Annotated in this window: 23 protein-coding genes; 18 read left to right on the top strand and 5 right to left on the bottom strand. The window is 44.5% G+C overall.

Translation table 11 applies throughout. The annotated features are described in order from the left end of the window. Nucleotides 1-42 precede the first annotated feature (42 nt). From AO498_RS03800 to AO498_RS03780, 5 genes are all read left to right on the top strand, one after another. Entirely contained in the window at nucleotides 43-1,338 is a 1,296-nt protein-coding gene (locus AO498_RS03800) for a DUF2851 family protein (protein ID WP_067543942.1), read from the top strand. A gap of 57 nt (nucleotides 1,339-1,395) precedes the next feature. Beyond that, on the top strand, nucleotides 1,396-2,031 hold the full coding sequence (locus AO498_RS03795) for an acetyltransferase (RefSeq protein ID WP_067543940.1): 636 nt from the start codon (nucleotides 1,396-1,398) through the stop codon (nucleotides 2,029-2,031). A 116-nt stretch (nucleotides 2,032-2,147) separates the two neighbouring features. Continuing rightward, nucleotides 2,148-3,158, top strand: coding sequence for an oxygen-dependent tRNA uridine(34) hydroxylase TrhO (gene trhO, locus AO498_RS03790; RefSeq protein WP_067543938.1), 1,011 nt, complete (start codon nucleotides 2,148-2,150; stop codon nucleotides 3,156-3,158). Then, a complete protein-coding gene (locus AO498_RS03785) occupies nucleotides 3,130-3,993 on the top strand; it encodes a nucleoside phosphorylase (RefSeq protein WP_067543936.1) in 864 nt (287 codons plus the stop codon). The genes trhO and AO498_RS03785 overlap by 29 nt, the downstream gene beginning before the upstream one ends. Continuing rightward, nucleotides 3,990-4,706 carry a DNA alkylation repair protein gene (locus AO498_RS03780; RefSeq protein ID WP_067543934.1) on the top strand — a complete coding sequence of 239 codons (717 nt, stop codon included), beginning with the start codon at nucleotides 3,990-3,992 and terminating at the stop codon, nucleotides 4,704-4,706. Before AO498_RS03785 ends, AO498_RS03780 begins: the two co-directional genes overlap by 4 nt. Nucleotides 4,707-4,773: 67 nt before the next feature. On the opposite strand, the gene AO498_RS03775 is transcribed toward AO498_RS03780, so the two are convergent. Next, nucleotides 4,774-6,708 carry an ABC-F family ATP-binding cassette domain-containing protein gene (locus tag AO498_RS03775; protein WP_067543933.1) on the bottom strand — a complete coding sequence of 645 codons (1,935 nt, stop codon included), beginning with the start codon at nucleotides 6,706-6,708 and terminating at the stop codon, nucleotides 4,774-4,776. Nucleotides 6,709-6,968: 260 nt separating this feature from the next. Here AO498_RS03775 and AO498_RS03770 point away from each other — a divergent pair, with 260 nt between their 5' ends. Further along, entirely contained in the window at nucleotides 6,969-7,454 is a 486-nt protein-coding gene (locus AO498_RS03770; protein WP_067550227.1) for a peptide deformylase, read from the top strand. Between the two features lie 102 nt (nucleotides 7,455-7,556). Next, a complete protein-coding gene (locus AO498_RS03765; RefSeq protein WP_067543931.1) occupies nucleotides 7,557-8,501 on the top strand; it encodes a pyridoxal-phosphate dependent enzyme in 945 nt (314 codons plus the stop codon). 59 nt (nucleotides 8,502-8,560) lie between these two features. On the opposite strand, the gene AO498_RS03760 is transcribed toward AO498_RS03765, so the two are convergent. The 3 genes from AO498_RS03760 to AO498_RS03750 form a co-directional block, all read right to left on the bottom strand. After that, a complete protein-coding gene (locus AO498_RS03760; protein WP_067543929.1) occupies nucleotides 8,561-10,270 on the bottom strand; it encodes a GMC oxidoreductase in 1,710 nt (569 codons plus the stop codon). Then, nucleotides 10,263-10,835: a gluconate 2-dehydrogenase subunit 3 family protein gene (locus AO498_RS03755; RefSeq protein ID WP_067543927.1), complete on the bottom strand. Its 573-nt coding sequence runs from the start codon at nucleotides 10,833-10,835 to the stop codon at nucleotides 10,263-10,265. The genes AO498_RS03760 and AO498_RS03755 overlap by 8 nt, the downstream gene beginning before the upstream one ends. Nucleotides 10,836-10,927: 92 nt before the next feature. Then, nucleotides 10,928-12,979 (bottom strand): alpha-L-fucosidase, encoded by a 2,052-nt coding sequence (locus tag AO498_RS03750; protein ID WP_067543925.1) that lies wholly within the window; start codon nucleotides 12,977-12,979, stop codon nucleotides 10,928-10,930. A 132-nt stretch (nucleotides 12,980-13,111) separates the two neighbouring features. Between AO498_RS03750 and AO498_RS03745 the strand changes: the two genes are divergently transcribed. The 6 genes from AO498_RS03745 to AO498_RS03720 all read left to right on the top strand — a co-directional run bounded on the left by AO498_RS03745 (nucleotide 13,112) and on the right by AO498_RS03720 (nucleotide 18,815). Then, nucleotides 13,112-15,343 (top strand): TonB-dependent receptor family protein, encoded by a 2,232-nt coding sequence (locus tag AO498_RS03745; protein WP_067543923.1) that lies wholly within the window; start codon nucleotides 13,112-13,114, stop codon nucleotides 15,341-15,343. A 213-nt stretch (nucleotides 15,344-15,556) separates the two neighbouring features. Beyond that, nucleotides 15,557-17,068, top strand: coding sequence for a S10 family peptidase (locus AO498_RS03740; protein WP_067543922.1), 1,512 nt, complete (start codon nucleotides 15,557-15,559; stop codon nucleotides 17,066-17,068). Between the two features lie 5 nt (nucleotides 17,069-17,073). Continuing rightward, on the top strand, nucleotides 17,074-17,256 hold the full coding sequence (locus tag AO498_RS17305; RefSeq protein WP_067543920.1) for a hypothetical protein: 183 nt from the start codon (nucleotides 17,074-17,076) through the stop codon (nucleotides 17,254-17,256). A gap of 10 nt (nucleotides 17,257-17,266) precedes the next feature. Beyond that, on the top strand, nucleotides 17,267-17,485 hold the full coding sequence (locus tag AO498_RS03730; protein ID WP_067543918.1) for a DUF433 domain-containing protein: 219 nt from the start codon (nucleotides 17,267-17,269) through the stop codon (nucleotides 17,483-17,485). Nucleotides 17,486-17,516: 31 nt separating this feature from the next. After that, nucleotides 17,517-18,125 carry a hypothetical protein gene (locus tag AO498_RS03725; protein ID WP_148660181.1) on the top strand — a complete coding sequence of 203 codons (609 nt, stop codon included), beginning with the start codon at nucleotides 17,517-17,519 and terminating at the stop codon, nucleotides 18,123-18,125. An 81-nt stretch (nucleotides 18,126-18,206) separates the two neighbouring features. Next, a complete protein-coding gene (locus AO498_RS03720) occupies nucleotides 18,207-18,815 on the top strand; it encodes a nitroreductase family protein (protein WP_067543914.1) in 609 nt (202 codons plus the stop codon). Nucleotides 18,816-18,878: 63 nt separating this feature from the next. On the opposite strand, the gene AO498_RS03715 is transcribed toward AO498_RS03720, so the two are convergent. Beyond that, a complete protein-coding gene (locus AO498_RS03715; protein ID WP_067543912.1) occupies nucleotides 18,879-19,442 on the bottom strand; it encodes an LOG family protein in 564 nt (187 codons plus the stop codon). Nucleotides 19,443-19,545: 103 nt separating this feature from the next. Between AO498_RS03715 and AO498_RS03710 the strand changes: the two genes are divergently transcribed. The 5 genes from AO498_RS03710 to AO498_RS03690 all read left to right on the top strand — a co-directional run bounded on the left by AO498_RS03710 (nucleotide 19,546) and on the right by AO498_RS03690 (nucleotide 24,731). After that, nucleotides 19,546-20,127 (top strand): non-canonical purine NTP diphosphatase, encoded by a 582-nt coding sequence (locus AO498_RS03710; protein WP_067550225.1) that lies wholly within the window; start codon nucleotides 19,546-19,548, stop codon nucleotides 20,125-20,127. Nucleotides 20,128-20,160: 33 nt separating this feature from the next. Next, a complete protein-coding gene (gene udk, locus AO498_RS03705; protein ID WP_067543910.1) occupies nucleotides 20,161-20,781 on the top strand; it encodes a uridine kinase in 621 nt (206 codons plus the stop codon). 56 nt (nucleotides 20,782-20,837) lie between these two features. Beyond that, nucleotides 20,838-21,182 (top strand): hypothetical protein, encoded by a 345-nt coding sequence (locus tag AO498_RS03700; RefSeq protein ID WP_148660180.1) that lies wholly within the window; start codon nucleotides 20,838-20,840, stop codon nucleotides 21,180-21,182. Nucleotides 21,183-21,272: 90 nt separating this feature from the next. Continuing rightward, nucleotides 21,273-24,242: a protein translocase subunit SecDF gene (secDF, locus tag AO498_RS03695; protein WP_067543906.1), complete on the top strand. Its 2,970-nt coding sequence runs from the start codon at nucleotides 21,273-21,275 to the stop codon at nucleotides 24,240-24,242. Between the two features lie 126 nt (nucleotides 24,243-24,368). Next, complete coding sequence (locus tag AO498_RS03690) at nucleotides 24,369-24,731, top strand: hypothetical protein (protein WP_067543904.1); 363 nt, start codon at nucleotides 24,369-24,371, stop codon at nucleotides 24,729-24,731. The last annotated feature ends 34 nt before the right edge of the window (nucleotides 24,732-24,765 follow it).

Here is a 24,765-nt window from a genome sequence, read left to right as displayed (position 1 = left end):
AGAAGTTATTACTTTCCATAAACTTTTAGTCTTAAGACTTTTATGAATTTCAAAGAAGACTTTTTACAGCTGGTCTGGAAGTATCAGTACTTTGACCGCAAAAATCTACAGACCGTAGATGGGCAACAATTGCAAATTCTCAATGTTGGATTTCACAATCAAGGAGAAGGACCAGACTTCCGGGATGCTTCATTTGTCCTCGATGGTGTGACTTTTCATGGTCATGTTGAAGTCCACCGATTAGCCTCTGAATGGAGGCAACATGCACATGGGGGTGACCCGGCCTACAATTCAGTCATACTTCATGTAGTTTGGGAAAATGATCGAGAAGTTCACCGAAATGATGGGACGCTAATGCCAACTTTGGAATTGAAAGGGAAGATTTTCCTTGAAATCTGGAGAAATTATGAAAACCTCTTGGACTTCAAGTCAGACCTCCCTTGTGCCCATGCCTTCCAATCGGTCCCTGAAATCATCCGATTTTCCGCTTTGGAAAAGGCTCTGGTTGAGCGCTTGATGGAAAAATCCAAGCTTATTCTTTCTATTCTTGATGTGACCAAAGGAGATTGGGAAGAAACAGCGTATCGATGGCTCTTTACTTGCTTCGGCTTCAAGACCAATTCCATTCCCATGGGTGAACTTGCCGCCTTGGTCCCTTATAAAATTCTACAAAAACATCGAACTCAAGTAACGGCGCTGGAGTCGATGCTACTTGGCCAAGCTGGACTCTTGCCAGAAAAAACGGAGGAACCCTACGCCCAACATTTGATTCGTGAGTATGATTTTTATCAGAAAAAATTTGCTTGGTCACAAAAGCTTAGCCGTCAGCAGTGGACATTTTTGGGAGCTCGTCCAAGTAATTTCCCTACCGTCAGAATCGCCCAACTCGCCGCCATTCTTTCAAAGGCCCCCAACTTGCTTCAAGCTGTTTTAGAGGAAAGTAGAGAATTTTCGAGTTTTAAAAAACTGCTTCAGGTGGAGCCTTCAGACTATTGGCAGCATCATTACAACTTTGGAAACCCTTCCGAAAAAGTGGCTTCCAAAGGAATTTCAAGGCAATCTCTTGAACTTTTGATTATCAATTTTGTCATTCCACTTTGGTTTGCCTATGGCCAATATTTTGAGCAAACTGATTGGCAAGAGCGCTGTTTTGATTTGATGCAGACACTTCCTGCCGAGAATAATTACATCATTCGGAAATTTGCCGAACAGGACTGGAAAGCACAAAGCTCTTTTGATTCCCAAGGGATGATTGGCCTTTATCGATCCTATTGCCAGCCTCAAAAATGTCTCAGTTGCAAAATCGGACAGAGCCTCCTGAAAGGTCAATCCAAATGAACCTTTGCGCAAGCTGCACATTTCCCGTACTTTTGCCATCCAAAACCCAATCAGTTCATGGATAAACCAGTGATTATTCTAGGTGCAAAAGGCATCGCCCATCCTGCACTTGAAATTTTCAACAGCAACCAGGTCATCGTTTATGGATTTCTGGATGAAGATGCCTCAACGCATGGAACCGAAATCAATAATGTGCCTGTCCTTGGCCATACTGAAGATGAAGGCTTTTTAAAGTTGATCGGAAAAAAGACTGAGGCCTTTGTCGCGGTAGACGACAGCAAATACCGGAAGTTTTTAGTGGATATGCTTTTGGAAAACCGAAAGATGCAACCCGTAAACGCGATTCATCAACGGGCCTATGTATCGACTGATGCAGCTATTGGCCACGGTAACTTTGTCAATGCCAACGTAATTATAGGAGCCGGCACTGAAGTGGGAAGCCACTGTATCTTTCATACAGGAGCCATAATCGATCACAAATCCAAAATTCAGGATTTTGTACAAATTGGTGCTGGCTCAATTATCAATGCCGAAGTTACCATTGAAGAAGGAGCATTTATTGGCTCTGGAGTGACGATTGTGGCAGGAGTCACTATCGGGAAAGGTGCTCGAGTAGGAGCGGGTTCCGTGGTAATTGCCTCTGTGGGGAAAAATGAAACTGTATTTGGCAATCCAGCGGCAAAAGTGAAGTAATATTTCCGATTTTAGATTTGAGAATAACGAAGTCTAAGTTACCTAATACTCAATTCTAAAATCAAACATCATAAATCCTAAATCCTTTAACACCCTGCCGAAACAGGGCTCTAGTTATGGAAAACACAACAAACAAACCCTACAGCGTATTGCTGTATTACTGCTACGCGCAGATCACAAATCCTGAAGAATACCGGGAAGAACACCACCTCTTCTGTGTAGAAAACAACATCCGAGGTCGAATCATCATTTCAGACGAAGGCTTAAATGGAACCGTCTCCGGTCTGATCGAAGACTGCGAAAAGTACATGGCCTATATCCATGCCGATCCTCGATTTGCGAAGACGGAATTCAAAATTGACTATCACGAGGCGCATACTTTTGCCAAAATTCATGTGCGCTATAAGCCTGAGATCGTGCACTCCTCACTCCGCCACTTGGATCCAAATGTTAAAACTGGCAAGCATCTGGAGCCTGAAGAATTCAAAAAAATGAAGGATCAGGAAGATGTGGTTATTTTGGATGTTCGTTCCAATTACGAGCACGAGTTGGGTCGTTTCAAAAATGCCATAACGCTGGATATCGACAATTTCAGGGATTTCCCAGAAAAAGTGAAAGAACTCGAGCATCTCAAAAACAAGAAGGTATTAACTTATTGCACGGGTGGGATTAAGTGTGAAAAAGCCTCAGCTTTCCTTCTCGAGCAGGGCTTTGAAGATGTGTATCAGCTTCATGGTGGAATTATCAAATATGGCATGGAAGCAGGAGGTGAAGACTTCGAAGGCAAATGTTATGTCTTTGATAACCGAATCGCAGTAGATGTTAACAAGGTGAACCCAACCATCGTCTCCAAATGTCATGTATGTGGTACTGCCAGTGATCGAATGGTCAACTGTGCTAATCCTAAGTGCAATGAACACTTGGCAATTTGTGAAAAATGCGGTTGGGAACTTGAAGGGGCTTGTTCCCCAGAATGCAAAGAGCATCCCGAGAAACGTCCCTATGACGGCACCGGATACTATCAGAAAAATACCAATGGCTATAATCCTTACAAAGGTCTTCACCGTAAGCCGAGTAAGGACCTAATCCAAAAACTCCATGGAGAATCAACCCATTCCTGCGTCTGAACTGATCATCAATCCTGACGGGAGTATTTATCATTTGCATTTGAAGCCAGAACACCTGGCTTCAACTGTTTTTACCGTAGGCGATCCAGACCGGGTAGCTTTGGTTTCCCAGTATTTTGACCAGATCGACTTCAAAACTCAAAAAAGGGAATTTGTCACCCATTCGGGTTGGAAAAACGGCAAGCACGTCACCGCCATCAGTACTGGAATGGGTACCGACAATATCGAGATCTTGATGACTGAACTCGACGCTTTAGTCAATGTAGATTTGGAAACCCGACTCATCAAACCTGAAAAGACCAGCTTACAAATTATCCGAATCGGTACATCAGGAAGTATGCAGGAAGATCTACCCGTGGGCTCGATGCTAGCTTCTGAGATAGGAATCGGAATGGATACGTTGATGGCCTACTACCCAGCATTGCAAGAAGATCAAAGCATTGCTCGGGCGATCCAAATGGAGCTAAACTTACCTTTCTACCCCTATCAAGCTAAGGCCTCTAGAAAACTTTTGGGAAAACTCCCAAGCGAAATAAAACAAGGGGTAACCTTGACTTGTCCTGGATTTTATGCTCCTCAAGGAAGAGAAGTTCGCCTCAAACCAAGATTTGACCGGATGATCGAACGAATCACTGGATTAAAAATCGGAGAAAAACGATTGACCAATTTTGAAATGGAAACCGCGGGATATTATGCGTTGGGCAAATTACTTGGTCATGAAATGCTAAGCCTAAATGCCATCGTCGCCAATCGTCCATTGAAGAAATTTGATTCAGATGCAGAGAAGACGGTCGATAACCTAATCCAAAAAGCGCTAGGTATCTTTACTCAATGAGTGGTTTGACCGAACAAATTATCGAAGCCCTGAAAGACAAAGCTATACCGGAAAAAGCTTTGTTTTTCCCTCGATTTTTTAAAACAGGACCTGGAGAATACGGAGAAGGAGATCTTTTTTTGGGGGTAACAGTTCCCGTTCAACGGCAAATTGCCAAGCAATTTTTTAAAGAAATAAGCTTAGAAGAACTTACTCTTTTGATTCAACATCCATTTCACGAGGTTCGGTTGACTGGTCTATTGGCTTTGGTATATCGCTTTGAAAAAACCAAGTCAGAACCAGCGCAAAAAGAACTAGTGGACTTTTACCTTTCTCATCTAGACCATGTAAACAACTGGGATCTGGTGGATAGCTCATGTCACCAGATATTGGGGAATTTTTACTGGAAAAGGGATAAGGAGCTATTCTACGAACTGGCAGATTCCGGGCACCTCTGGCGGCAACGGGTAGCCATGATCAGCAGCCTATTTTGGATCAAAAGAGGGGAGTTTGCTGATGCTTTGGCATTGGCAGAAAAGCTCAAAAACCATCCCCATGACCTCATGCACAAAGGTGTCGGCTGGATGCTACGGGAAATCGGAAATCGGAATTTTGAAGTGGAACTAAAGTTTCTGAAAAAGCACTATCCAACCATGCCTAGGACTGCTTTACGGTACGCCATTGAGAAATTTCCAGAAGACTTGAGGCAGGATTTTTTGAAAGGAAGGATTTAAATTGTATTGGTACCAAAGCACGAAGACAATGAGGCATAAAGCTAGTTTAGTGCCTTCGTGGCTAATTTCAATCCTCTATCCCATCCAATTCACTCAATTCTAGCCAAGCCAGCTCCAATTCTTCCAATTCGCCATCTATGGCAAGAAGTCGATTAGACCAAGTCATCAACAAGTTGACATCAGAGGTACCAGTTGCAATTTGATCCGTCAGTGTTGCCTTTTCATCCTCCAACTTAGCAATCGTCTCGTTGATCTTCTTGAATTCTTGTTTTTGCTTAAAACTCGCCTTGACCTTCGTTGCCGCAATGGACTTTTCTACTTTGACCTGTTTTTCCTCGCTTTTTGTGTCTTGGATCTCGTTTCTTGGCTCTAAAGTCTTGATACTTGTGTCTTGATACTGAATACTGTTTTCTTTCTCCCATTCCCTGAAATCAGTATAATTCCCAGGGAAATCCCGAATCACACCCGCCCCTTCAAATACAAACAAGTGCTCCACCAGTCGATCCATAAAGTATCGATCGTGAGAAACAATGATCAAGCAACCCGGAAACGTATCCAGAAATTCCTCCAAGATATTCAGGGTCATCAAATCCAGATCGTTGGTCGGTTCGTCCAGGATCAGGAAGTTTGGATTCTTGATCAACACCATTAAAAGCTGAAGTCGGCGGCGCTCACCTCCACTCATCTTTCCAATCGGTGTGAATTGTTGCTTGGGTGGAAAACCAAACTGCGTCAAAAACTGACTCACGGTGATCGTCTGACCTTTGTCCAGGACCACGACTTCGGCCACTTCCTTCACCACATCGATCAATCGCTTTTCTTCGTCAAAACGGTCTTCTTCCTGACGGTAATAGCCAAATAAGGTAGTTTGACCAACTGTTATTTTTCCAGCATCCGGCTCAAGTAAGCCCGTGATCATTTTCAGAAAAGTCGTCTTTCCTGCACCGTTGGGCCCTACAATCCCGATTCGATCTTTCTTTTTGAAGATGTAGGAAAAGTCCTTAACAAGCGTCTTTTCGTCAAAGGATTTGCCGATTTTTTCGATCTCCAGGATCTTGTTTCCTAGCCGTTGAGTGGAAACCGTCAGTTCGATATCTCGCTCCTCCCGCTTGGTGAAAGCTTTTTCTTTGGTTTCTTCGAATGCATCCACGCGGTATTTAGCCTTGGTTCCTCGGGCTTTGGGCTGACGACGAATCCAGTCCAACTCCTTTTTATAGAGGCTTTTAGCCTTTTCGATCTCAATGTCTTCGATCTGAAGCCGCTCAGCTTTTTTATCCAAAAAGTAGCCATAGTTGCCTTGGTACCTATGGATTTTCCCCTGATCAAGTTCGAGAATTTCATTGGTCACTTTATCCAAAAAGTAACGGTCGTGCGTAACCATAAAGATGGACAAGTTGGCCTTGGCCAAGTAATCTTCCAGCCATTCGATCGTTTCCAGATCGAGGTGGTTGGTAGGTTCGTCGAGTAGAAGTAAATCTGGCTTTTCCAAAATGGCCTTGGCCAAAGCCACCCGCTTCCGCTGACCGCCGGAGAGATTCCCTACGGAAAGTTCGGTATCGTGGAGGCCCAATTTTCCCAGAACTTCTTTCACCTGATACTCAAAATCCCAGGCCTGCAACGCATCCATTTTCTCAAACAGCTTGGACATTTGGGCCGAGTTGTCAATTCCCCGCTCGGAGTCCAACATGGCTTTGTGATAGTCCTCGATCACCCGAAGGACCTCCGAATTACTTTGGTCAAAAATGGTCTGATAAATCGTCAGGTTGGAGTCAAACACCGGGTTCTGATGCACATAGGCAATCTTTACGGAGTTGTTGATGGCCACTTGACCGGTGTCGGCAATTTCTTGCCCCATGATGATTTTCATTAGGGTGGACTTGCCCGCCCCATTGATACCAACGAGGGCGATTTTCTGTCCTTGGGAAATGCCGAAAGAGATATTTGAAAAAAGCTTCCGTTCCCCGAAAGCCTTACTGAGATTCTCAACTGAAAGGTAATTCATGGGGCAAAAGTAAGGGAAATAGGGGAGATAAGATTTCTGCGTTTAAAAAGATGGAAAAGATAGCAGCTAAGATATTTTTAAGATTTGGCTAACCCCGAGATAGCAATCTCACGAAGTGTATCTCAATTTATCTCGCGAAGGATATCTTCATTATGAAAAAATAGTATTGGAGATATTTTCAAGGTATGGCTAAAGCCGAGATTATTATCTCGCGAAGCATATCTTTTTTATTTTGCGAAGCATATCTTGAATTGACCCCTATGAAATCCATCCACGATATCCTCAAACTCGGTGATCCTCGGCTTTATGAAGTCTGCGAACCTGTCCTAAAATCGGATCTAGTAAATGTTCCCGAGTGGACTCAGCAGCTGCACGAAGCCATGGAGGACATTCGCCGGGTGTATGGATTTGGAAGGGGAATCGCGGCCCCGCAGTTGGGCATCATGAAGCGGATGTTTTACCTCAATCTGGATCGGCCTTACATCATTATCAATCCCGAACTGAAGGGGCTCAGTGAAGAGCTTTTTGAGCTGTGGGACGACTGCATGAGCTTTCCCAATCTGCTGGTAAAAGTAAAGCGTCACCAAAGTTTGACTCTGGAATACTTGGATGAAAACTGGGAAAAACAAAGCTGGACTGTGGAAGGAGCGATTTCTGAATTGATCCAACACGAATACGATCACCTCAACGGGGTACTATGCACGATGCGGGCGATTGATGAGAAGAGTTTTAAGTGGAAGGGATAAAATTCAAGATAGCTGCGCAGATAAAAAAAGATAAGGCTAAAGCCGAGATACCTCAAAAAGTAAATTTCGCAAAGCAAATCTTCTCTTTATTATCTTTAACCCATGAATTTTCCGTCTCTTTCCGATATCCGCGCGGCACATGCCCGCATTCAGTCGTTTATCCACCGCACCCCAATCATGACCTCCTCCGCGATCAATGAAATCGCAGGTTGCGAGATCTATTTTAAATGCGAAAACTTCCAGAAAGTCGGTGCTTTCAAAGCCCGAGGAGCTGCCAATGCCGTGATGAAGCTGAGCCCTGAGGAAAGAGCCAAAGGAGTCGCAACACACTCCTCCGGAAATCATGCTGCCGCCCTCGCCCGCGCTGCCAGTGTGGCGGGAATTCCTTCTTACATCGTCATGCCTTCCAATGCACCAGAGATCAAAAAGAAAGCGGTCAAAGGCTATGGAGGCGAGATCATCGAGTGCGAACCCAACCTGAAAGCCCGGGAAACAACCCTAGAAGCGGTTGTAGCACGAACTGGAGCAACGTTTATTCCTCCTTATGATTTCATGGACGTAATCGAAGGTCAGGCCACTTGTGCGCTCGAACTTTTGGAAAATCAACCGAATCTTGATATCGTCATGGCTCCTGTAGGAGGTGGTGGACTTTTGGGGGGAACAGCTTTGACAGCCCATTACATCAATCCGGAAATCGAAGTCATCGCAGGCGAACCCACTGGTGCGGATGATGCTTTCCGATCTTTTCGTGCAGGACATATCATCCCTCAAACGGGCCCAAACACCATCGCCGACGGGCTCTTGACTTCGCTGGGTAAGTTGAACTTTGAGTTGATTCAAGCCTATGTGGATGACATCCTACTTGCCACCGACCCTCAGATCATCGAAGCTATGCGACTGGTGTATGAGCGAATGAAGATCATCATCGAGCCTTCCTGTGCAGTTCCATTGGCAGCTCTTTTAGCGAATAAGGAAAGGTTCGCAGGCAAAAAAGTGGGAATCATCCTCTCCGGTGGGAATGTGGATTTGGGGAAATTGCCGTTTTAAAAACAAAAAAGCCCAAATCTATCGACTTGGGCCATTTTTCAGCTTTCTGATTTCAAACTTTACTTTTTGCTTTCCGCCACTGCATGATGCGCCGCTCTTGCCGCAAATGCCATATAGGTTAGGGATGGATTTTGTGTAGAAGTAGAAGTCATCGAAGCGCCGTCAGTCACATAGACATTCGGCACGGCATGCAGCTGATGGTTGGCATTGAGTAGGGAAGTTTTCGGATCCTTGCCCATTCTTACCCCTCCCATTTCGTGAATGTCCAAGCCCGGCGCCTGCTTACTGTCGGCAGATTGGATATTGGTAAATCCAGCTTTGGTAAACATCTCCGTCATCTGCTCGATGTAGTCTTTGACCATTTTCTCATCGTTATCGTCGTAGTCTACGCTGATTCGAAGCTGAGGCATGCCCCATTCATCTTTTTGATTCGGATCGAGGGCGACAAAGTTGGTTTCCTTCGGGATGGTCTCGCCCATCATGTGGGAACCCACTCGCCAAGGACCATATTTGTCCGGATTGAGGAGACTGTTTTTCAAGTCCATGCCGATGCCGCTGGTGTCCGGTCCTACGCCACGGCTGGCAGAGAATCCCGCTGCATAGCCTCGAAGGAAGTCTGTCTCCTGCTTATATACGTTTCTGAATCTTGGAAAATAACCGCTCGTCGGTCTACCTCCGGAAGTGGTGAATTCGGAATGACCTTCGTATTCTCCGGAAACTCGGGCTCTGTAATTATGGAAAGCTACGAATTTGCCAAGCAGTCCATTATCATTACCCAGTCCATTCGGGAAACGGTTTGAAGTCGAGTTGAGCAAAATCGCATTGGTATTTAGCGCTGCGGCATTCACAAAGATCACATCAGCATAGAATTCCTCCGTCTCTTTGGTCAGGCGGTCGATGATGCGTACCCCGGTCGCTTTTCCTTTTTCTTCATCATAAATAATGGAGTGAACTACCGCATCAGGTCGGAGGGTCAAGTTGCCCGTTTTCAAAGCCCAAGGAATGGTCGATGAGTTGGAACTGAAGTAGCCCCCAAACGGACATCCTCGCTGACAGAGATTTCGGTTTTGGCACATGGCCCGACCCTGCTGGGCGTAGTATTCGGCATTGCCATGGATGTGCGCACAGCGGGCTGAGATCATGTGTCGGTCATTGCCGTAGTGCTTTTTGAGTTGCTCAGCAAAGTATTTCTCCACCACGTTCAGCTCATACCCAGGTAAAAACTCCCCGTCGGGAAGATGTGGAATGCCGTCTTTGAAACCTGAAACCCCAGCAAATTTCTCCACATGGCTGTACCATTTTTCGATGTCTTTGTATCGAATCGGCCAATCCACCGCAAAACCATCTCGTGCCGGCCCGTCAAAATCAAAGTCAGACCAACGCTGTACCTGTCTGGCCCAAAGAAGCGATTTACCACCTACCTGATAGCCTCGAATCCAGTCAAAAGGCTTCTCCTGCACATAAGGATGATCAGTGTCTTTGACGAAAAAGTGCATCGCATCTTCACGGAAGGCATAGCATCGGCTGATGACCGGATTGGCTTCTTGAATCTCCTGAGGAATCTGGTTCCGATGGGGAAACTCGTAAGGAAGGAGATTGGTAGTCGGGTAGTCTTTGATGTGCTCCACATTGCGGCCGCGCTCCAGCATCAGAGTTTTTACACCCAAATCGCAAAACTCTTTGGCAGCCCAAGCACCACTGATGCCCGAACCGATGACGATGGCTTGATAGGTTCGTTCCTGTTTGCTACGGATATTCAGATTAGCCATTGATGCGTGGTTTTTGAAGGTCAGTGATCAATACGGCGCCGTTGTATTCGCCAGGTATTAGGGAATATGGAATGATTTCAGTTTGGATGTATTCGGATGCCATGTATCCTTGGATGGTAAATCGCTTGGTGGAATTGAGGAAGTAGACGATCGCTGCTTTTCGTTTACCTTCTTCAGAATCATCTCCTTCCAGCTTAGCCGCATCGAGAATAAGTTGCTCTTTTTCCTTGGTCGAAAGCTCGTTGTATTTCTTGCCTTTTGATTCCTTGACATAATCCGGAAAAGCCGTCAATCCGGCGGTGAATTTCTCCTGATTTTCCTTGGTAAAGCAGTCATTGACCATCACGAGGATAAAGTCAGGCACCTCAAGATCAAGCGCACCTTTGATTTCTCCGGCTGGAATGATAGTATCTGAAATGGCAGCAAGAAGCGCTTTTTGGGAGGCGGTAACTTTCAGATTTTTGTAGGCGGCGAGGATGTCGTCTTTGCTGAAGTCACAGGAAGGGATCAGGGCAAGACCTCCGGATATCAGCGCAATATGCCGCAAAGCATGTCGTCTGTTCATAAGTATAGGCGATAGATTGGGTTTAAAGCAATTGAGGGGAGAAAGTAGGGATTTTATCGAAAAATCCCTACCTGAATTTTACAAGGCTGAGATTAGCGGGTGATGACCCCAAACTCCCCAAACGTAGCTGCATTCCCATCTACGGTTCGAAGGGCCTTTAGCCTAACAAATCGGGCCTTGATTGGATCCATTTTGATGATTTGCTCAATCGGGCTGTTTTTGATATTGGAAAATTCACCTTGAGCGACTCGCTTCCAGCTTTTCCCATCTCCACTCACTTCCAAAGCATAATCGGCGATGTATCCACTTGGGTATCTGGCTTGCATCGGCAGATAGGTAAAACCTTTCAGTTCCACTTCCTGACCCAGATCAATGGTCAGGTCATTGGTTTTTGAAGTCCAATAAGAATTAGCCCGCTCATCAACGGCGCGAATGGCAAGCGAATCGGATGAAATGACTTTCCAGTTAGCTTTGGCTAGGTCAAAATCCACTCGGGCAGGATCGGAGGTTTTTCCGGTTTTGGAATCTACCGCGATAGCCTGAACAGTAGCGGGCTGAAGGAGTTCAAAGGCATCGGAATAGGCGTTTTGCCCAACTTTTGGAGCAGATCCATCCGTGGTGAAGAAGACTTCCAACTCAGACTCTGCGGCCTGGATGGTAACTTTTCCTTCGGGAGTTCGGGTGATTTTCGGAGGAAAAAGCAAGGCAGGAGCGGAATAGACCCCAATTTCAGAAATAACCGGAATACCTTTTCCATCCAGAAAGTTGATTCGGATTTTCTGGGCTTCGGTATCCGCAAATCTTAAAATCCGCTTGTACCCGATCGTAGTTCCTTCTGCGATTTTTTCCCAGCTACCGTTTACTTCTTTTTCTAGGGAAAAAGCTTTCACGCGTTGCCCAAGGTTGACAAATTCCTGAATCAGGAGACGGTTGAAGGAAACTGTTTTTCCAAAATCCACCTCCACGGAAGCCTGCAACTGCCCATCGGGAGTCGTCCAATACGAATTGAAATCATCGTCATTTAGCAAATCTGCCGTGTATCCTTTGCCTCGATCTACGCTTGCTTCGAAGGAAGCATCTTTAGCAAGATTGACTGCAAAATCTTCTTTGACTTTGGCAGCCATTTTCAAAATGGCTTCTTCGTCTTTTTCATGGATTAAGCCTCGGGTATCCACGGGGAAGTTGATCAACAGGGAGCTATTCCTCCCGATGCTGTTGTAATAGATTTCCATTAAGTCCGGCAGTGTTTTCACTTTGTGATCCTCGTAGGTGTGGTAGTACCATCCCGGACGGATGCTCACATCGGATTCGGCGGGCACCCAATGGGTTCCATTTTCCTGACCCGTGGCCCATTTATCAAAATCAGGCATGCCTGCATAGACTGAATCCCGCATCAAATTGGACCAAGTAGTCTCGTACGCAAAGCCATCCTCGTTGCCCACCCAGCGTACATCAGGTCCGGCATCGCTGAACATCATGGCATTAGGCTGAAGTTTTCGGACCAATTCATGGGTCGTTGGCCAATCGTAATAGTTGAATTTGTCCACTTTTCGCTCCTCATTTGCTCCGCCATACCAACCTGTTCCGCCATTGGCACCATCAAACCAGACCTCGTATATTTCTCCGTAATTGGTCAGCAACTCCGTCAGCTGATTGCGCATGTAGGTGATGTATTCAGGCTTGCCATAGTCGGGATGATTTCGGTCCCAAGGGGAATAATAGATCCCGACTTTGAGTCCATATTCCCGACAGGCGTCCACAAATTCTTGAATCAAATCGCCCTTTCCTTCCCTCCAAGGGCTGTTTTTCACCGAATGCTCGGTGTACTTTGACGGCCAAAGGACAAATCCATCGTGATGCTTGGCAGTGATGATCAGGCCTTTCATGCCTGCTTCCTTGGCGATTCTTGCCCATTGTCTGGCATCGAGTGCGGTTGGATTAAACTGATCCGGCTTTTCATCTCCAAATCCCCATTCCCGGTCGGAGAAGGTATTCATATTGAAATGGACAAATCCGTAAAACTGGAGCTCCTGCCAAGCGATTTGGCGTTCGTTCGGAATCGGTAAAATAGGCTCTGGTGGGGCGGCCTTTTCGGCACAAAAACTCAATCCTAGGGCAAAAAGTGGCAAAACATATTTCTTCATAATGCGGAATTTGATTCAAAACCTACCGATTTTGTCCGGGAATCGGAAACAAAAATTGACCGATGACTGAGTTTGGAAACCTTTGCGCAGAAAATCGGCTTTTGTCAATGTCTTTCCTTGTAATTTTCCCTCATGAAAAAAGTAATCACCTTCCTCTTTTTTTTGATTTCTCTTGGGCTTCAAGCCCAAATCCAACTCAAAATTACTGATCAGATCACCGGACTTCCCTTGGAAAATGTCCGGGTCAAAGCGGATAAAACTATTCTGCGAACCAATGCTTCGGGGATTGTTGCTTTCTCAGGAGAAAATCTAAAAATCACCTTTGCCCTCGAAGGCTATGAGACCTTGGAGAAAACCTTTTCCAGTGGTGAATTTGAGGTGCAGCTGATCCCAACCGTGCTCAATCTCTCTGCTGTAACGGTAACTGCTTTTGAATCTGAGCGCCCTCTTTTGGAGCAATCAGCTGCGGTTGTGACTGTTTCTGAGCGGGACTTTAGCCGTTTTAATGAGATATCTCCAGTCAATGCCTTCAATCAAAAAGCAGGGGTTCGCATCGAGGAACGAGCACCTGCCAGCTATCGGGTGTCCATCCGTGGGAGTTCTCTTCGGTCACCTTTTGGAGTGCGAAATGTGAAAGTATATTGGAATGAGGTGCCTTTTACTTCTCCTGATGGGACCACGGCTTTGAATTTGCTCGATTTGTCCAACATCCGGACTTCCGAGATTGTAAAAGGTCCCTCGGGAAGCATTTATGGAGCAGGTAACGGTGGTGCAATTTCGCTTTTCAGTCAACCCAATTTGAGCGAGAACAGGATCTCCACCGACTTTCTAGCGGGAGATTTCGGGCTCTCCAGATTCCGCTTGGGACTATCCCAACAAGTAGGAAATGGAGGGATCGAGGCATCCTACGTCAGCCAAAAATCTGACGGTTATCGGGAGCACTCAGCAGTAGATCGACAAGTATTTCAGTTGGGAGGCTATTTCCATGTATCTGAAAAACAGGAAATCCGGACTCAATTGCTGATTTCAGATTTGGATTATCAAATCCCCGGTGCACTCAATGCAGACCAATTGGCTGCAAATCCAAGACAAGCCCGTCCAGGTTCGATCAACCAAAACAGCTCCATTTCCCAACAATCGGTCTTGCTTTCTTTGGGACATTTGTATCGCTTTTCGGAGAAAACCAGCAATAACACCACGGTCTACCTCAATACCAACAACTTCGAAAATCCATTCATTTTGGATTACAAAAAGGAATTAGGCTTTGGCTACGGGGCAAGGACCAAGTTTACTCATGAGACCAAATTGGGTGGAAAAGAACTTCGCCTGATTGCTGGAGCAGAATTTCAAAATGCCATCACCGATGCACAAAACTTTGGAAACCGCGCCGGAAAGGCCGATACGGTTCGCTTTGCTGACAAACTCCGGACGTACCAAGGCTTCTTCTTCCAGCAAGCCGAATTGAATCTGACAGAAAAGCTATTGGTTACGCTGGGCTTAAGTGAAAACTTCTCCGGCTACGAGATCGATCGGCAAATCGATGCTGCGGGCGGGCGTACAGGACTTCAAACCCGAACCTTTGATCCAATTGTGGTACCCAGAGTCGCGCTTAATTATCGATTGAATCCTTTCAGCTCGTTCTATGGCTCGATCAGCAGTGGCTTTTCCCCACCTACCATCGATGAAGTCCGAACCAATGAAGGTAGCTTGAACCTGGATCTGGAAGCTGAAAAAGGCGTGAATTACGAGATCGGTTATCGTTTAGGAAAAGAGAAATTCAACCTCGAACTCATCGCATACTACCTCAAATTGGACGAGACGATCACCACCTTTACCAATGCCAATGGCGTGGTACTCTTCCGAAATGCAGGTTCGACGGATCAAAAAGGAATTGAAGCATCTTTGGATTACGCGATCTTGAGAAATGCTAGTGGGTTCATCAAAGACTTCTTGGTCGGAACAGCCTACACCGGGCAGTTTTTCACCTTTATCGACTATAAAAAACAAACCAATGACTTTTCTGGAAATGACCTGACAGGAGTGCCTCCCCACAATGTGGTCAGCCGATTGGATATCCGAACCAGACCCGGAATCTACCTGAATTTTACCCATCAGTTTACCGAAAAAATTCCTCTGAATGATGCCAATACAGTATTTCAGGAGTCCTATGACTTGGTCAATCTAAGAGCAGGCTGGGTGAAAAGCTTGGGGAATTTCGACTTGGAGCTTTTTGCCGGAGTGGATAATCTACTGGACGAAAGCTACAGCCTGGGCAATGATCTGAATGCTTTTGGGGGAAGGTTCTATCAGCCAGCTCCATCTAGGAATTGGTATGGGGGAGTGAAAATAGGGTTGAATTATTGATGTAAGAGATATGCTTTGCGAGATAGATTTTAAGATATACTTCGTGAGGTATCTATCTCGGCCTAGGCTATATTTTAAAAAATATCTTCTACAATATCTTTTCATAAACAAGAAATGCTCCGTGGGATAAATTGAGATAGGCTTCCCGATATTGCTATCTTGCTTTAGGCATATCTTTGAAATATTTGAACAGCTATCTTTAAAAATTCAATTATGAGAAAAATCTCGATTTTACTTCTTTGTCTGCTTATATCTATAGTTTCCTTTTCTCAAGAAGAAAACACTGAATCCAAGTGGGTTCCTCGGGATCCTCAAAAATTTGAAACTACTCATAGCGGAACTTTCAATGGTCAAAAAATCACTTATAAAGCAGTCGTTGGGGAGACTTTTCTAAAAAACTCCAAAGGAGAAGTGACCGGATCACTATGGTCTACTTCCTATATCCGCGAGGGTGTTGACTCTTCCAAGAGACCTGTACTCTTTATCTTCAATGGAGGTCCAGGTTCGGCAAGTATTTGGCTACATGTGGGATTCTTTGGTCCCAAGGTGGTGAAAACTGACTCAGAAGCCAAGACGGATGACGGTGCCGCACCCTATCGATTTGTGGAAAACACTCAGGCACTTTTGGACCTCACGGATTTGGTATTTATCGATCCGATCGGTACGGGGTTTAGCCAAGTAGAAGGCGTAGGCAAGACCTCAGATTTTTGGGGATTGAATGAGGACGCAACATCCGTTGCTCAGTTTATGCGCACTTGGGTGACGCAACATGGCAGATGGCAAGCACCAAAGTTTATGGCCGGGGAAAGCTTTGGAACCACCCGCGCAGCAAAAGTTGCACAGGTATTAGAGGGTAGCGGACAAACCATGGCCTTGAATGGCATTATTTTGATTTCCCAGGCTCTGGATTACGCTGGTTCCTCGAGCTGGGAGGATAACCTCACTTCCTTTTTTACCTACCTTCCTTCTCAAGCGGTGACTGCATGGTATCATGGAAGGGCGGGAAAAGGAAAAACGATTGAAGCTTTTGCGCAAGAAGCGAGAGAATTTGCCTATGGAGAGTATTTGACTTCCCTTTTCCTTGGGGAAAAGCAAACCCAAGCACAGAAAGAAGCCATTGCAGAAAAACTAGCCTACTTCACCGGTTTAGACAAGGCATACATTCTCCGCTCGGATAATCAGATTCTGATGCATCGCTTCAAAAAGGAACTCCTTCGGGAAGAGGGAAAAGCCATCGGAACCTTGGACGGAAGGTATTTGGCCACCGAGACAGACAAAGTAGCCGAAGGTCCGGTTTTGGGAGACCCGGCCGGTTACATGACGGGAGCTGCTTATACTGCCGTTTTCAACGACTACCTGATGCGAGATCTGAAAGTGACGCTGGATCGCCCCTATTTCACCTCAGCCGAAGGAATGGGTGGCAGTTGGAACTGGAAGCCGGTACCTGATGGAGCCTATTGGGAACCCAGCTATGTGAGTACCGCAAGAGCTCTAAGTGAAGCCATGCACAGAAATACTCAGATGAAAGTGATGGTTGCTAATGGGTATTATGACTTGATCACCCCGTTTTTTGACGCGGAATATACCTTTGCACGCCATAATTTTCCTCAGGAACGGATCGAAATGACCTACTACGAAGCCGGCCACATGATGTACAACCGACAAGAGGATTTCGATGCCTTGGCCAAAGATGTGAGGAGGTTTTTGGAGGGGATGTTGAAGTAAAGATCATGGAAGAAGCACAAAAAAATCAACCACGAAAAGGCTGGGCTGAGGCTTTTAAGGAAATGAATGAGGCGGTTGATGACCAGCTCTTAATCCCAGATGTTTTCGAGGACGAATCATTTCTTTCGGATCCGGAAAACGATTGGAAAGACGATGAAATTTCAGACCAATCCAAAAAACATCCGTAAATTATAGCCTATGAATTATTTGGATTACATAAGCATCGACCCCAATATCCGATTTGGAAGACCCTGTATTAAGGGGACTCGCATCAGTGTGTCTGATGTCCTAGGCTGGATGGCTTCTGGAATGAGTATGGATGATATAATTGCCGATTTTCCGGAGTTGACATTAGATCAGCTGAAAGGTAGCTTAGCATTTGCAGCAGATCGGGAGCAGAAGTTGAAATATGCCTAGTCAAACTTATGGCTTTACTTTTTGTAATAAAATGAAAACAAGATTAGGCCAGAAATTAATTCTACACATGGAAATGCCTACAGGAGAAAAGGTAAAAAGTCCATTCATTTTGTTAATCTGTTTCAGTCTTTATTTTTTCCTAGGAATCAACATAAACTTTGCCACCGCACAAAGTGAGTCTACCTCTAAAGAGCTGACTGATGATCAGTATGAATTACTAAGTTTGACCTATCATAAAAACAAAAATGATGAATTCAAACTATTTCATCAATCCATTGGAGATCCTTCCTGGATAGATCGCTTATTGGAACTAAAATCGGAGGAATTTTTATTGCTTTATAAATTTACTGATGAGGAATTACCAGCTGTATTGGATAGGCTTCCGGAGTTAGGTTCAGAGCTCTCTGTCAAATTTTTAGATAAAAATAAACTTAGCTCAAAGACAAAATTGAAAAGAAAGAGAGAGGATGAGTCGACGGTCTACATAGCAGAACCCATCATTTACTCGAATTACGCCTTTGTTCTTATTCGCAAACCAAAATCTGAAACGGTATATGTTTATTATCGCAATCCCGAATCAGGTTGGACAGAAGAATGTGTGATACCACTTGCCGTTGTGATCGAATGCTATTTTGGCTAATTGAATTATTCTAAATGGAAAGGACCCTTTTTTCAATCAATCTCGCTTAATTTTCCAACAGTGTAAATCCAAACCATCACCATGCAAAAACCCGATTTCAATACCGAAGAGGTTACCAAAATCATCCGTGGCCGTCGATCCATGTTTGTCGCTCAATTCAAAGAAAATGACCCAATTGAGGACTCCATTATTGAGGAAATGCTCGAAAACGCCAACTGGGCACCAACACATAAACTCACCCAACCTTGGAGATTTATTGTCTACACCGGTGAGGGCTTGAAGAAATTTGGTGACTATCAGGCCGAAATGTACAAGATGCGAGCGGAGAAAAACGGTACTCCATTTATCGAAGCCACCTACCAAAAATTCAAAGAAAACCCAACCAAAGCTTCTCATGTGATCGCCATCCTGATGAAGCGGACCGAAGGTTCTGGCATTCCTGTAATGGAGGAAATTGCCGCCACGGCTATGGCAGTACAAAATATGTATCTCACTGCCTGTGCCCATGGGTTGGCTTGCTACTGGGGAACTGGCGGACCCACTTTTTGGCCCGAAGCGAGAGAAGACTTTGGACTGGAAGGCGAAGATATGCTGATGGGCTTTTTCTATGTTGCCAAGCCCGCCACTGACAACTGGCCTGCTGGAAAGCGCGAGCCCATCGCGGATAAAGTGGGATGGGTAAGAGAATAAAATTCGTTGTAAACCCCCATAGCAAATACTTAGAAAAGGAAGGCTCATCGCCTTCCTTTTTTCTTACCAATCGCCTTGAACTTTGGATTGATAATGTGCCATTTGGTCCAGCAAATCCGAAGGATTATCCGAGATAATCAACATTTCCTCCTGCTCTGGGTATAGAAATCCCTCGCCCATGGCATGATTGAGAAAGTCGATCAGCTTGTCGTAATACCCATTGACATTGTAAAGTGCCAAAGGTTTTTGGATATAGTGTAGCTGATTGAGTGTCATGATTTCAAAAAGTTCCTCAAGGGTCCCGATCCCTCCTGGCATGGCAATAAATCCATCGCCACGTTCTGCCATCAGCCACTTGCGATCACGCATCGTTTCCACAATAATCAACTCGGTACAACCATGATGCGCCACCTCTCGATCTACAAGCTTTTGTGGAATAACTCCCAAAACCTCTTTTCCCGCGGCCAGCATTTCATCCGCAATCACTCCCATTAAACCTACATGACCTGCACCATACACCAGCGAAAGGTCCCGACGGGCCAATTCTCTTCCCAAGGCCTGAGCCCCTTCGGTGTAAACTTTGTCATTGCCTGATTTGGAACCGCAGTAAACTGTAATTTTTTTCATGATCGAAAATAAAGATTTCTATCCATGCACCACAACATTCTTAGGGAATGCTTGGCAAGGAAAGTGGAAGGTTCCATTTTTGTTTTTACCTATTTTTACTGCCATGAAAATCTGCTTTGCTACCAACAACAAAAAGAAAATCGAAGAAGTAAAAGCTGCCCTTGGCCCTGGATTTCAGCTCGTCTCTCTTCAAGAAATAGGTTGTGATGAGGAACTTCCCGAAACCGGCGATACGCTTGATCACAATGCTTTTCAAAAAGCTCGGTATGTTAAAGACCACTTTGGAGTGGATTGCTTTGCGGATGATACAGGCCTGGAAGTAGATGCTTTGGATGGAGCCCCAGGAGTGTATTCGGGTCGATTTGCCGGAGAGCCACGAAGCGATGAGCGAAATATCGACTTGCTTTTGGAGAAAATGGAGGGAAAGATCAATCGCAACGCCCAGTTTCGAACCATCATTGCCTTGCTTCTGAATGGAGAGGAATACACCTTCGAAGGGGTGGCGAGAGGTGAAATTATTCACCAACGTGTTGGAGAAAAGGGCTTTGGCTATGATCCGGTTTTCCAACCCGAGGGATTTGATAAAACTTTTGCTGAGCTTTCTTTGGAAGAAAAAAATGAAATCTCACATCGCGGAAAAGCTGTAAAAGCGCTGATTGAATTTTTGAACCAAAGAAAGTTCTGAGTTGAAGGTAAAAATAAATTAACTTTGTTCCCCATGAAAAAACCCTTCATCGTCGGGATTACTGGAGGTTCTGCCTCAGGAAAAACGTTATTTCTTGAGCGTATGCTCAGCATATTCGAACCCGGGGAGGTTTGTCTTATTTCTCAAGATAACTACTACAAGCCAAGACATCTTCAGCCCATCGATGCTCAAGGAGTTCACAATTTTGACACGCCGCACAGCATTGATTTTGAGCAATACGCTGAGGACATCCGTAAAATCCAAAACGGAGAAACCATTTATCGGGAGGAATATACGTTCAACAATTCCTCAAAAAAGCCAAAAATGTTGACCTTCGAATCGGCCCCGGTGGTCGTAGTAGAGGGTATTTTTGTATTGTATTATCCAGAATTGGCGGAGCTGCTTGATCTTAAGGTTTTTATTGATGCAAAAGATCACATCAAACTCAAGCGTCGAATCATTCGTGACAAAGTGGAACGTGGCTATGACTTGGATGATGTTCTTTATCGGTATGAAATGCACGTCATGCCTACTTATGAGAAATACATCGAGCCTTTTAAGAGTGAGGCAGATTTGATTGTTCCCAACAATTCCAATTTTGATCGAGCACTGGATGTCATCCGAACCTATTTGAGAGCCAAGTCGGGACAATAACCAAAAAAACCAAGGCAAACCGTTTAAAAATCAAATTCTTTCTATATTTGCCGCGCATGAAACGAACTATAACACGGACAAATCTTTGGAAGCAGCGAGTCACTTTAGTGATGGCGCTCTTGCTTTGCTTGTTTGTGTCTAGTGTCGAATACCTGCCCCAAGACCATCAGGTTAGCCAAACCGAGCAAAATGCTCAAAATCCAGATCAGACTTTTTTGTCTGTAGCGGTTGATGCGGTTGTTCCATTTGCAGTTCAGGTAGGCGAAATCACCATGCATCTGATTTACCAAGTTTTTCAATTCGAATTTCAGCTTCCTAAGCATCATGCTGTTTCAGCATTTATTCCCAATCAGCTGATTGAGATACTTTTTGAGCAGATAATATCTACCCAAGCTCCCTAATTCCAGTTTTTACGCCCTAGTTCTATTCTGATTTTTCAATCAGGATCAATTCTGTATTTCAAAAACAATTCATATCTAATTCAATCAATTATGCAAAACAAAGGTGTCATTGTGTTCTTGACAGTGATTATTACGGCCCTGTGCTTGTACTACCTGTCGTTCACACTTGTATCAAATGGCGTCCAGCAAAAAGCAACTGACTATGCTACTGACGCTTCAGGAAATATCGATTTTGGCAAAAAAAGAGCCTACCTCGACTCCGTATGGAGACAGCCTGTTTACAATTTTCTAGGTGCTGACTACACCTATCAGGAAGTTAAAGAAACTGAGCTAGGACTCGGACTTGACCTTCAAGGTGGGATGCATGTTACCCTAGAGGTATCTCCTGTAGAAATCGTAAAAGGTATTGCTGGTAATCCAAAGGATGAATTGTTCAACAAATCCGTGGATGATGCTCGTCAGGCAGCTAAAACTTCTGATTCCAAATTTGTTGACTTGTTCTACAGCGCTTGGCAACAAAATAATGCTGGAAAAAATCTAAGCAGCATTTTCGCTACCGCTGCAAACCGTGGCCGTATTTCTTTGGAATCAAGCGATTCTGAGATCTTGGAAATCATCGATACCGAAATCGAAAATGCGATCGAACGATCTTTCAACATCCTTAGAACTCGTATCGACCGATTCGGTACTTCTCAACCTAACATCCAACGAATCGCAGGTTCAGGTAGAATTCAAATCGAACTTCCAGGGGTAGATAACCAAGAGCGTGTAAGAAACTTGCTTCAAGGTGTAGCTAAGCTTCAGTTCTGGGAAGTATTGGAATTGAACGAATATGGCGGATCAATCGAAGCGATCAACTCTGCTTGGGTAGCTGACCAAAAAGCTAACAAAATGGCTCCCTTGGATTCTGCTTCAGCTGAGCCACTTTCTTCTGAAGACTCCTTGAGAAATGCTTTAGAGAAGCAATTGGAGCAAATCGACCCATTGAACCAAACTCTTGATGTATCACCTTTAATCAGTTTGATGAAGGCCAACTATGGCTTGGTGTACGATGTAAGAGATACTATTTTGGTAAACAGAATTATTAAGAATGAGCGTTACGAGTCATTCTTACCTAGAGATTTGAAATTGCTTTGGGGCGTAAAACCAACCCAAGCTGAAGATGGAACAGAGGTATTGGAACTTTATGCGATCAAAACTGCAAGAGGAACCAATGAAGCTCCATTGGAAGGAGATGTAGTCACAGATGCTCGTCAGACCTTGGATCAAACTTCACGTCCTGCCGTATCCATGCAAATGAATGCGGAAGGTGCACGTAAGTGGAGAAAACTTACTTCTGAAAATGTAGGAAGAAGAATCGCTGTAGTATTGGATGACTATGTGTACACTGCACCGGTTGTAAATGGTGAAATTCCAAACGGACAGTCTGAAATTTCAGGAAACTTCACCTTGCTTGAAGCACAAGACTTAGCAAACATCCTGAAGTCTGGCTCGCTACCTGCCCCTACTCAAATTGTAGAAGAAAGCATCATCGGTCCAACTTTGGGTAAAGAAGCTCAAAATCAAGGGATCATCTCTATGATTGCTGGGTTGGTGCTTGTGGTATTGTTTATGATCGCCTATTACTCAAAAGGTGGATTTGTTGCAATTGCTGCGCTAGTATTTAACATCTTCTTCATCCTTGGAATCTTGGCTCAGTTAGGTACAGCCTTGACCTTGCCAGGTATCGCAGGTATCGTGTTGACCATCGGTATGTCGATTGATGCCAACGTTTTGATCTTTGAGCGTATCAAAGAAGAGCTTCGAAATGGCGTGGGCCTTTTGGCTGCTATCAACACAGGTTATAGCAAAGCATTCTCTGCGATTTTGGATGGAAACGTAACTACATTCTTGACGGGCGCAATCCTTTATGCATTGGGTCAAGGTCCAGTAAAAGGATTTGCCATCGTATTGATGATCGGTATTGCTTGTTCATTCTTCTCATCAGTATTCATTACTCGAGTGATCATCTCTTGGATGACTAAAAAAGGTGACAAGAGCAAAATCAATTTCTCTGCTCCATTTGCCAAAAATTCAGTTACAGCACTCAATATCGATTTCCTTGGAAAGCGTAAGATTGCTTACTTGATTTCTTCTGGCATTATCGTGGTAGGTCTTGCACTTGCAGCCATCAATGGATTGAAATTCGGGGTAGATTTTACAGGAGGTAGATCTTATATCGTCGCATTCAATGAAGCTGTAGTTCCTTCTGACCTAAAAGTAGGATTGGATGGGGAGTTTGATGGCTCAGTAGAAGTGAAAACATATGGGGCTAACAACGTTCTCAAAGTGACTACTTCTTACTTGATCAATGAAGACGACGACGCTTCAAACTTAGAAGTTGAAAACAAAGTAAAAGAAGGTATCGCCAATGTAACCGGATTCTCTTACGTGGATAATGCGGAGCAAATCGCAGACAAACAATTCTCAATCACTGGTTCTTCTAAAGTAGGCGCAACAGTGGCAGATGACATTAAAGCATCTTCTGCAGAAGCGATGATTGCAGCTCTAATCGCGATCTTCCTTTACATCTTGATTCGATTCAGAAAGTGGCAATTCTCCTTGGCTTCTATTGTGGCCTTGGTACATGATACTTTGTTTGTGATCGCTGCTTTTGCCATTGCAAGTACGTTTGGAGCAACTTTCGAAATTGATCAGGTATTTATTGCTGCAGTGTTGACGGTAATTGGTTATTCGATCAACGATACCGTGATTGTATTTGACCGTATCCGAGAAAACATCGAAAACCGAGGAACACACAAGTTGGTCAAAGTATTCAATGATGCGATCAATCAAACCCTAGGAAGAACCTTGATTACTTCATTCACTACCCTTATCGTGGTGATCGTGTTGTTGATCTTCGGTGGTGAAGTATTGCGAGGATTTTCTTTCGCCTTGTTTATCGGTATTACCGTAGGTACCTATTCTTCCATCTACATCGCTACACCTATCGTAGTAGACTTGATGAAGAAGGAATTGGACAATGAAAATGCAGCTAAAGAAGCTAAGAAAACGGCCTAATTAAGCTCAATCTCATAAAAAGGAGCGGAGGAAATTCCGCTCCTTTTTTATTTCCCCTCGTTCTTAAAAATGCTATCTTTTGACCATCTTTTAATCAATCAAATTTTAATCTTAAACTTATTTTAAATGAAGATCTCACAAGAGGACTTTGAGCAAATGAAAGCCAAGTACGATCAAGAAATTAAAAAGGGGAAGTCCGCCAAATCCAATGGTAAAGACATCGACGACCAGACTAATTGGATTTATTACACCAAAGAGGATCTTTTCGAAGCCCTCAATCAGGAAGGTGTCCAAGGCCTTCGATTTTACTTCACCGAATACACGAAGGAAGTTGCTGAAAAATTTTATGGCCCTGATGCCGAAGCCTATGTAGGAAGATTGGGAATGGTCTATTCTCCGATGATCAAAAGTTCTGAAAATGACGCAGTAACTGATACCAATGGTGGATACTACGATCGAGGTATGCTTTGTCCTCCTGTCTGTCAGTAATTGAGTAGTAAAGGTGATAATCGAATATTTTAAA

This window comes from Algoriphagus sanaruensis (genome assembly GCF_001593605.1).
Lineage (GTDB): Bacteria > Bacteroidota > Bacteroidia > Cytophagales > Cyclobacteriaceae > Algoriphagus > Algoriphagus sanaruensis.
The sequence above is the reverse complement of the archived record's forward strand: the minus strand, read 5'-3'. Positions and strand labels throughout refer to the sequence as shown.

Excerpts from the sequence above, each read along its gene's own strand:
- AO498_RS03800 (WP_067543942.1), top strand. The coding sequence starts at position 43 with ATGAATTTCAAAGAAGACTTTTTACAGCTGGTCTGGAAGTATCAGTAC.
- AO498_RS03795 (WP_067543940.1), top strand. The coding sequence starts at position 1,396 with ATGGATAAACCAGTGATTATTCTAGGTGCAAAAGGCATCGCCCATCCT.
- trhO (WP_067543938.1), top strand. The coding sequence starts at position 2,148 with ATGGAAAACACAACAAACAAACCCTACAGCGTATTGCTGTATTACTGC.
- AO498_RS03785 (WP_067543936.1), top strand. The coding sequence starts at position 3,130 with ATGGAGAATCAACCCATTCCTGCGTCTGAACTGATCATCAATCCTGAC.
- AO498_RS03780 (WP_067543934.1), top strand. The coding sequence starts at position 3,990 with ATGAGTGGTTTGACCGAACAAATTATCGAAGCCCTGAAAGACAAAGCT.
- AO498_RS03775 (WP_067543933.1), bottom strand. The coding sequence starts at position 6,708 with ATGAATTACCTTTCAGTTGAGAATCTCAGTAAGGCTTTCGGGGAACGG.
- AO498_RS03770 (WP_067550227.1), top strand. The coding sequence starts at position 6,969 with ATGAAATCCATCCACGATATCCTCAAACTCGGTGATCCTCGGCTTTAT.
- AO498_RS03765 (WP_067543931.1), top strand. The coding sequence starts at position 7,557 with ATGAATTTTCCGTCTCTTTCCGATATCCGCGCGGCACATGCCCGCATT.
- AO498_RS03760 (WP_067543929.1), bottom strand. The coding sequence starts at position 10,270 with ATGGCTAATCTGAATATCCGTAGCAAACAGGAACGAACCTATCAAGCC.
- AO498_RS03755 (WP_067543927.1), bottom strand. The coding sequence starts at position 10,835 with ATGAACAGACGACATGCTTTGCGGCATATTGCGCTGATATCCGGAGGT.
- AO498_RS03750 (WP_067543925.1), bottom strand. The coding sequence starts at position 12,979 with ATGAAGAAATATGTTTTGCCACTTTTTGCCCTAGGATTGAGTTTTTGT.
- AO498_RS03745 (WP_067543923.1), top strand. The coding sequence starts at position 13,112 with ATGAAAAAAGTAATCACCTTCCTCTTTTTTTTGATTTCTCTTGGGCTT.
- AO498_RS03740 (WP_067543922.1), top strand. The coding sequence starts at position 15,557 with ATGAGAAAAATCTCGATTTTACTTCTTTGTCTGCTTATATCTATAGTT.
- AO498_RS17305 (WP_067543920.1), top strand. The coding sequence starts at position 17,074 with ATGGAAGAAGCACAAAAAAATCAACCACGAAAAGGCTGGGCTGAGGCT.
- AO498_RS03730 (WP_067543918.1), top strand. The coding sequence starts at position 17,267 with ATGAATTATTTGGATTACATAAGCATCGACCCCAATATCCGATTTGGA.
- AO498_RS03725 (WP_148660181.1), top strand. The coding sequence starts at position 17,517 with ATGAAAACAAGATTAGGCCAGAAATTAATTCTACACATGGAAATGCCT.
- AO498_RS03720 (WP_067543914.1), top strand. The coding sequence starts at position 18,207 with ATGCAAAAACCCGATTTCAATACCGAAGAGGTTACCAAAATCATCCGT.
- AO498_RS03715 (WP_067543912.1), bottom strand. The coding sequence starts at position 19,442 with ATGAAAAAAATTACAGTTTACTGCGGTTCCAAATCAGGCAATGACAAA.
- AO498_RS03710 (WP_067550225.1), top strand. The coding sequence starts at position 19,546 with ATGAAAATCTGCTTTGCTACCAACAACAAAAAGAAAATCGAAGAAGTA.
- udk (WP_067543910.1), top strand. The coding sequence starts at position 20,161 with ATGAAAAAACCCTTCATCGTCGGGATTACTGGAGGTTCTGCCTCAGGA.
- AO498_RS03700 (WP_148660180.1), top strand. The coding sequence starts at position 20,838 with ATGAAACGAACTATAACACGGACAAATCTTTGGAAGCAGCGAGTCACT.
- secDF (WP_067543906.1), top strand. The coding sequence starts at position 21,273 with ATGCAAAACAAAGGTGTCATTGTGTTCTTGACAGTGATTATTACGGCC.
- AO498_RS03690 (WP_067543904.1), top strand. The coding sequence starts at position 24,369 with ATGAAGATCTCACAAGAGGACTTTGAGCAAATGAAAGCCAAGTACGAT.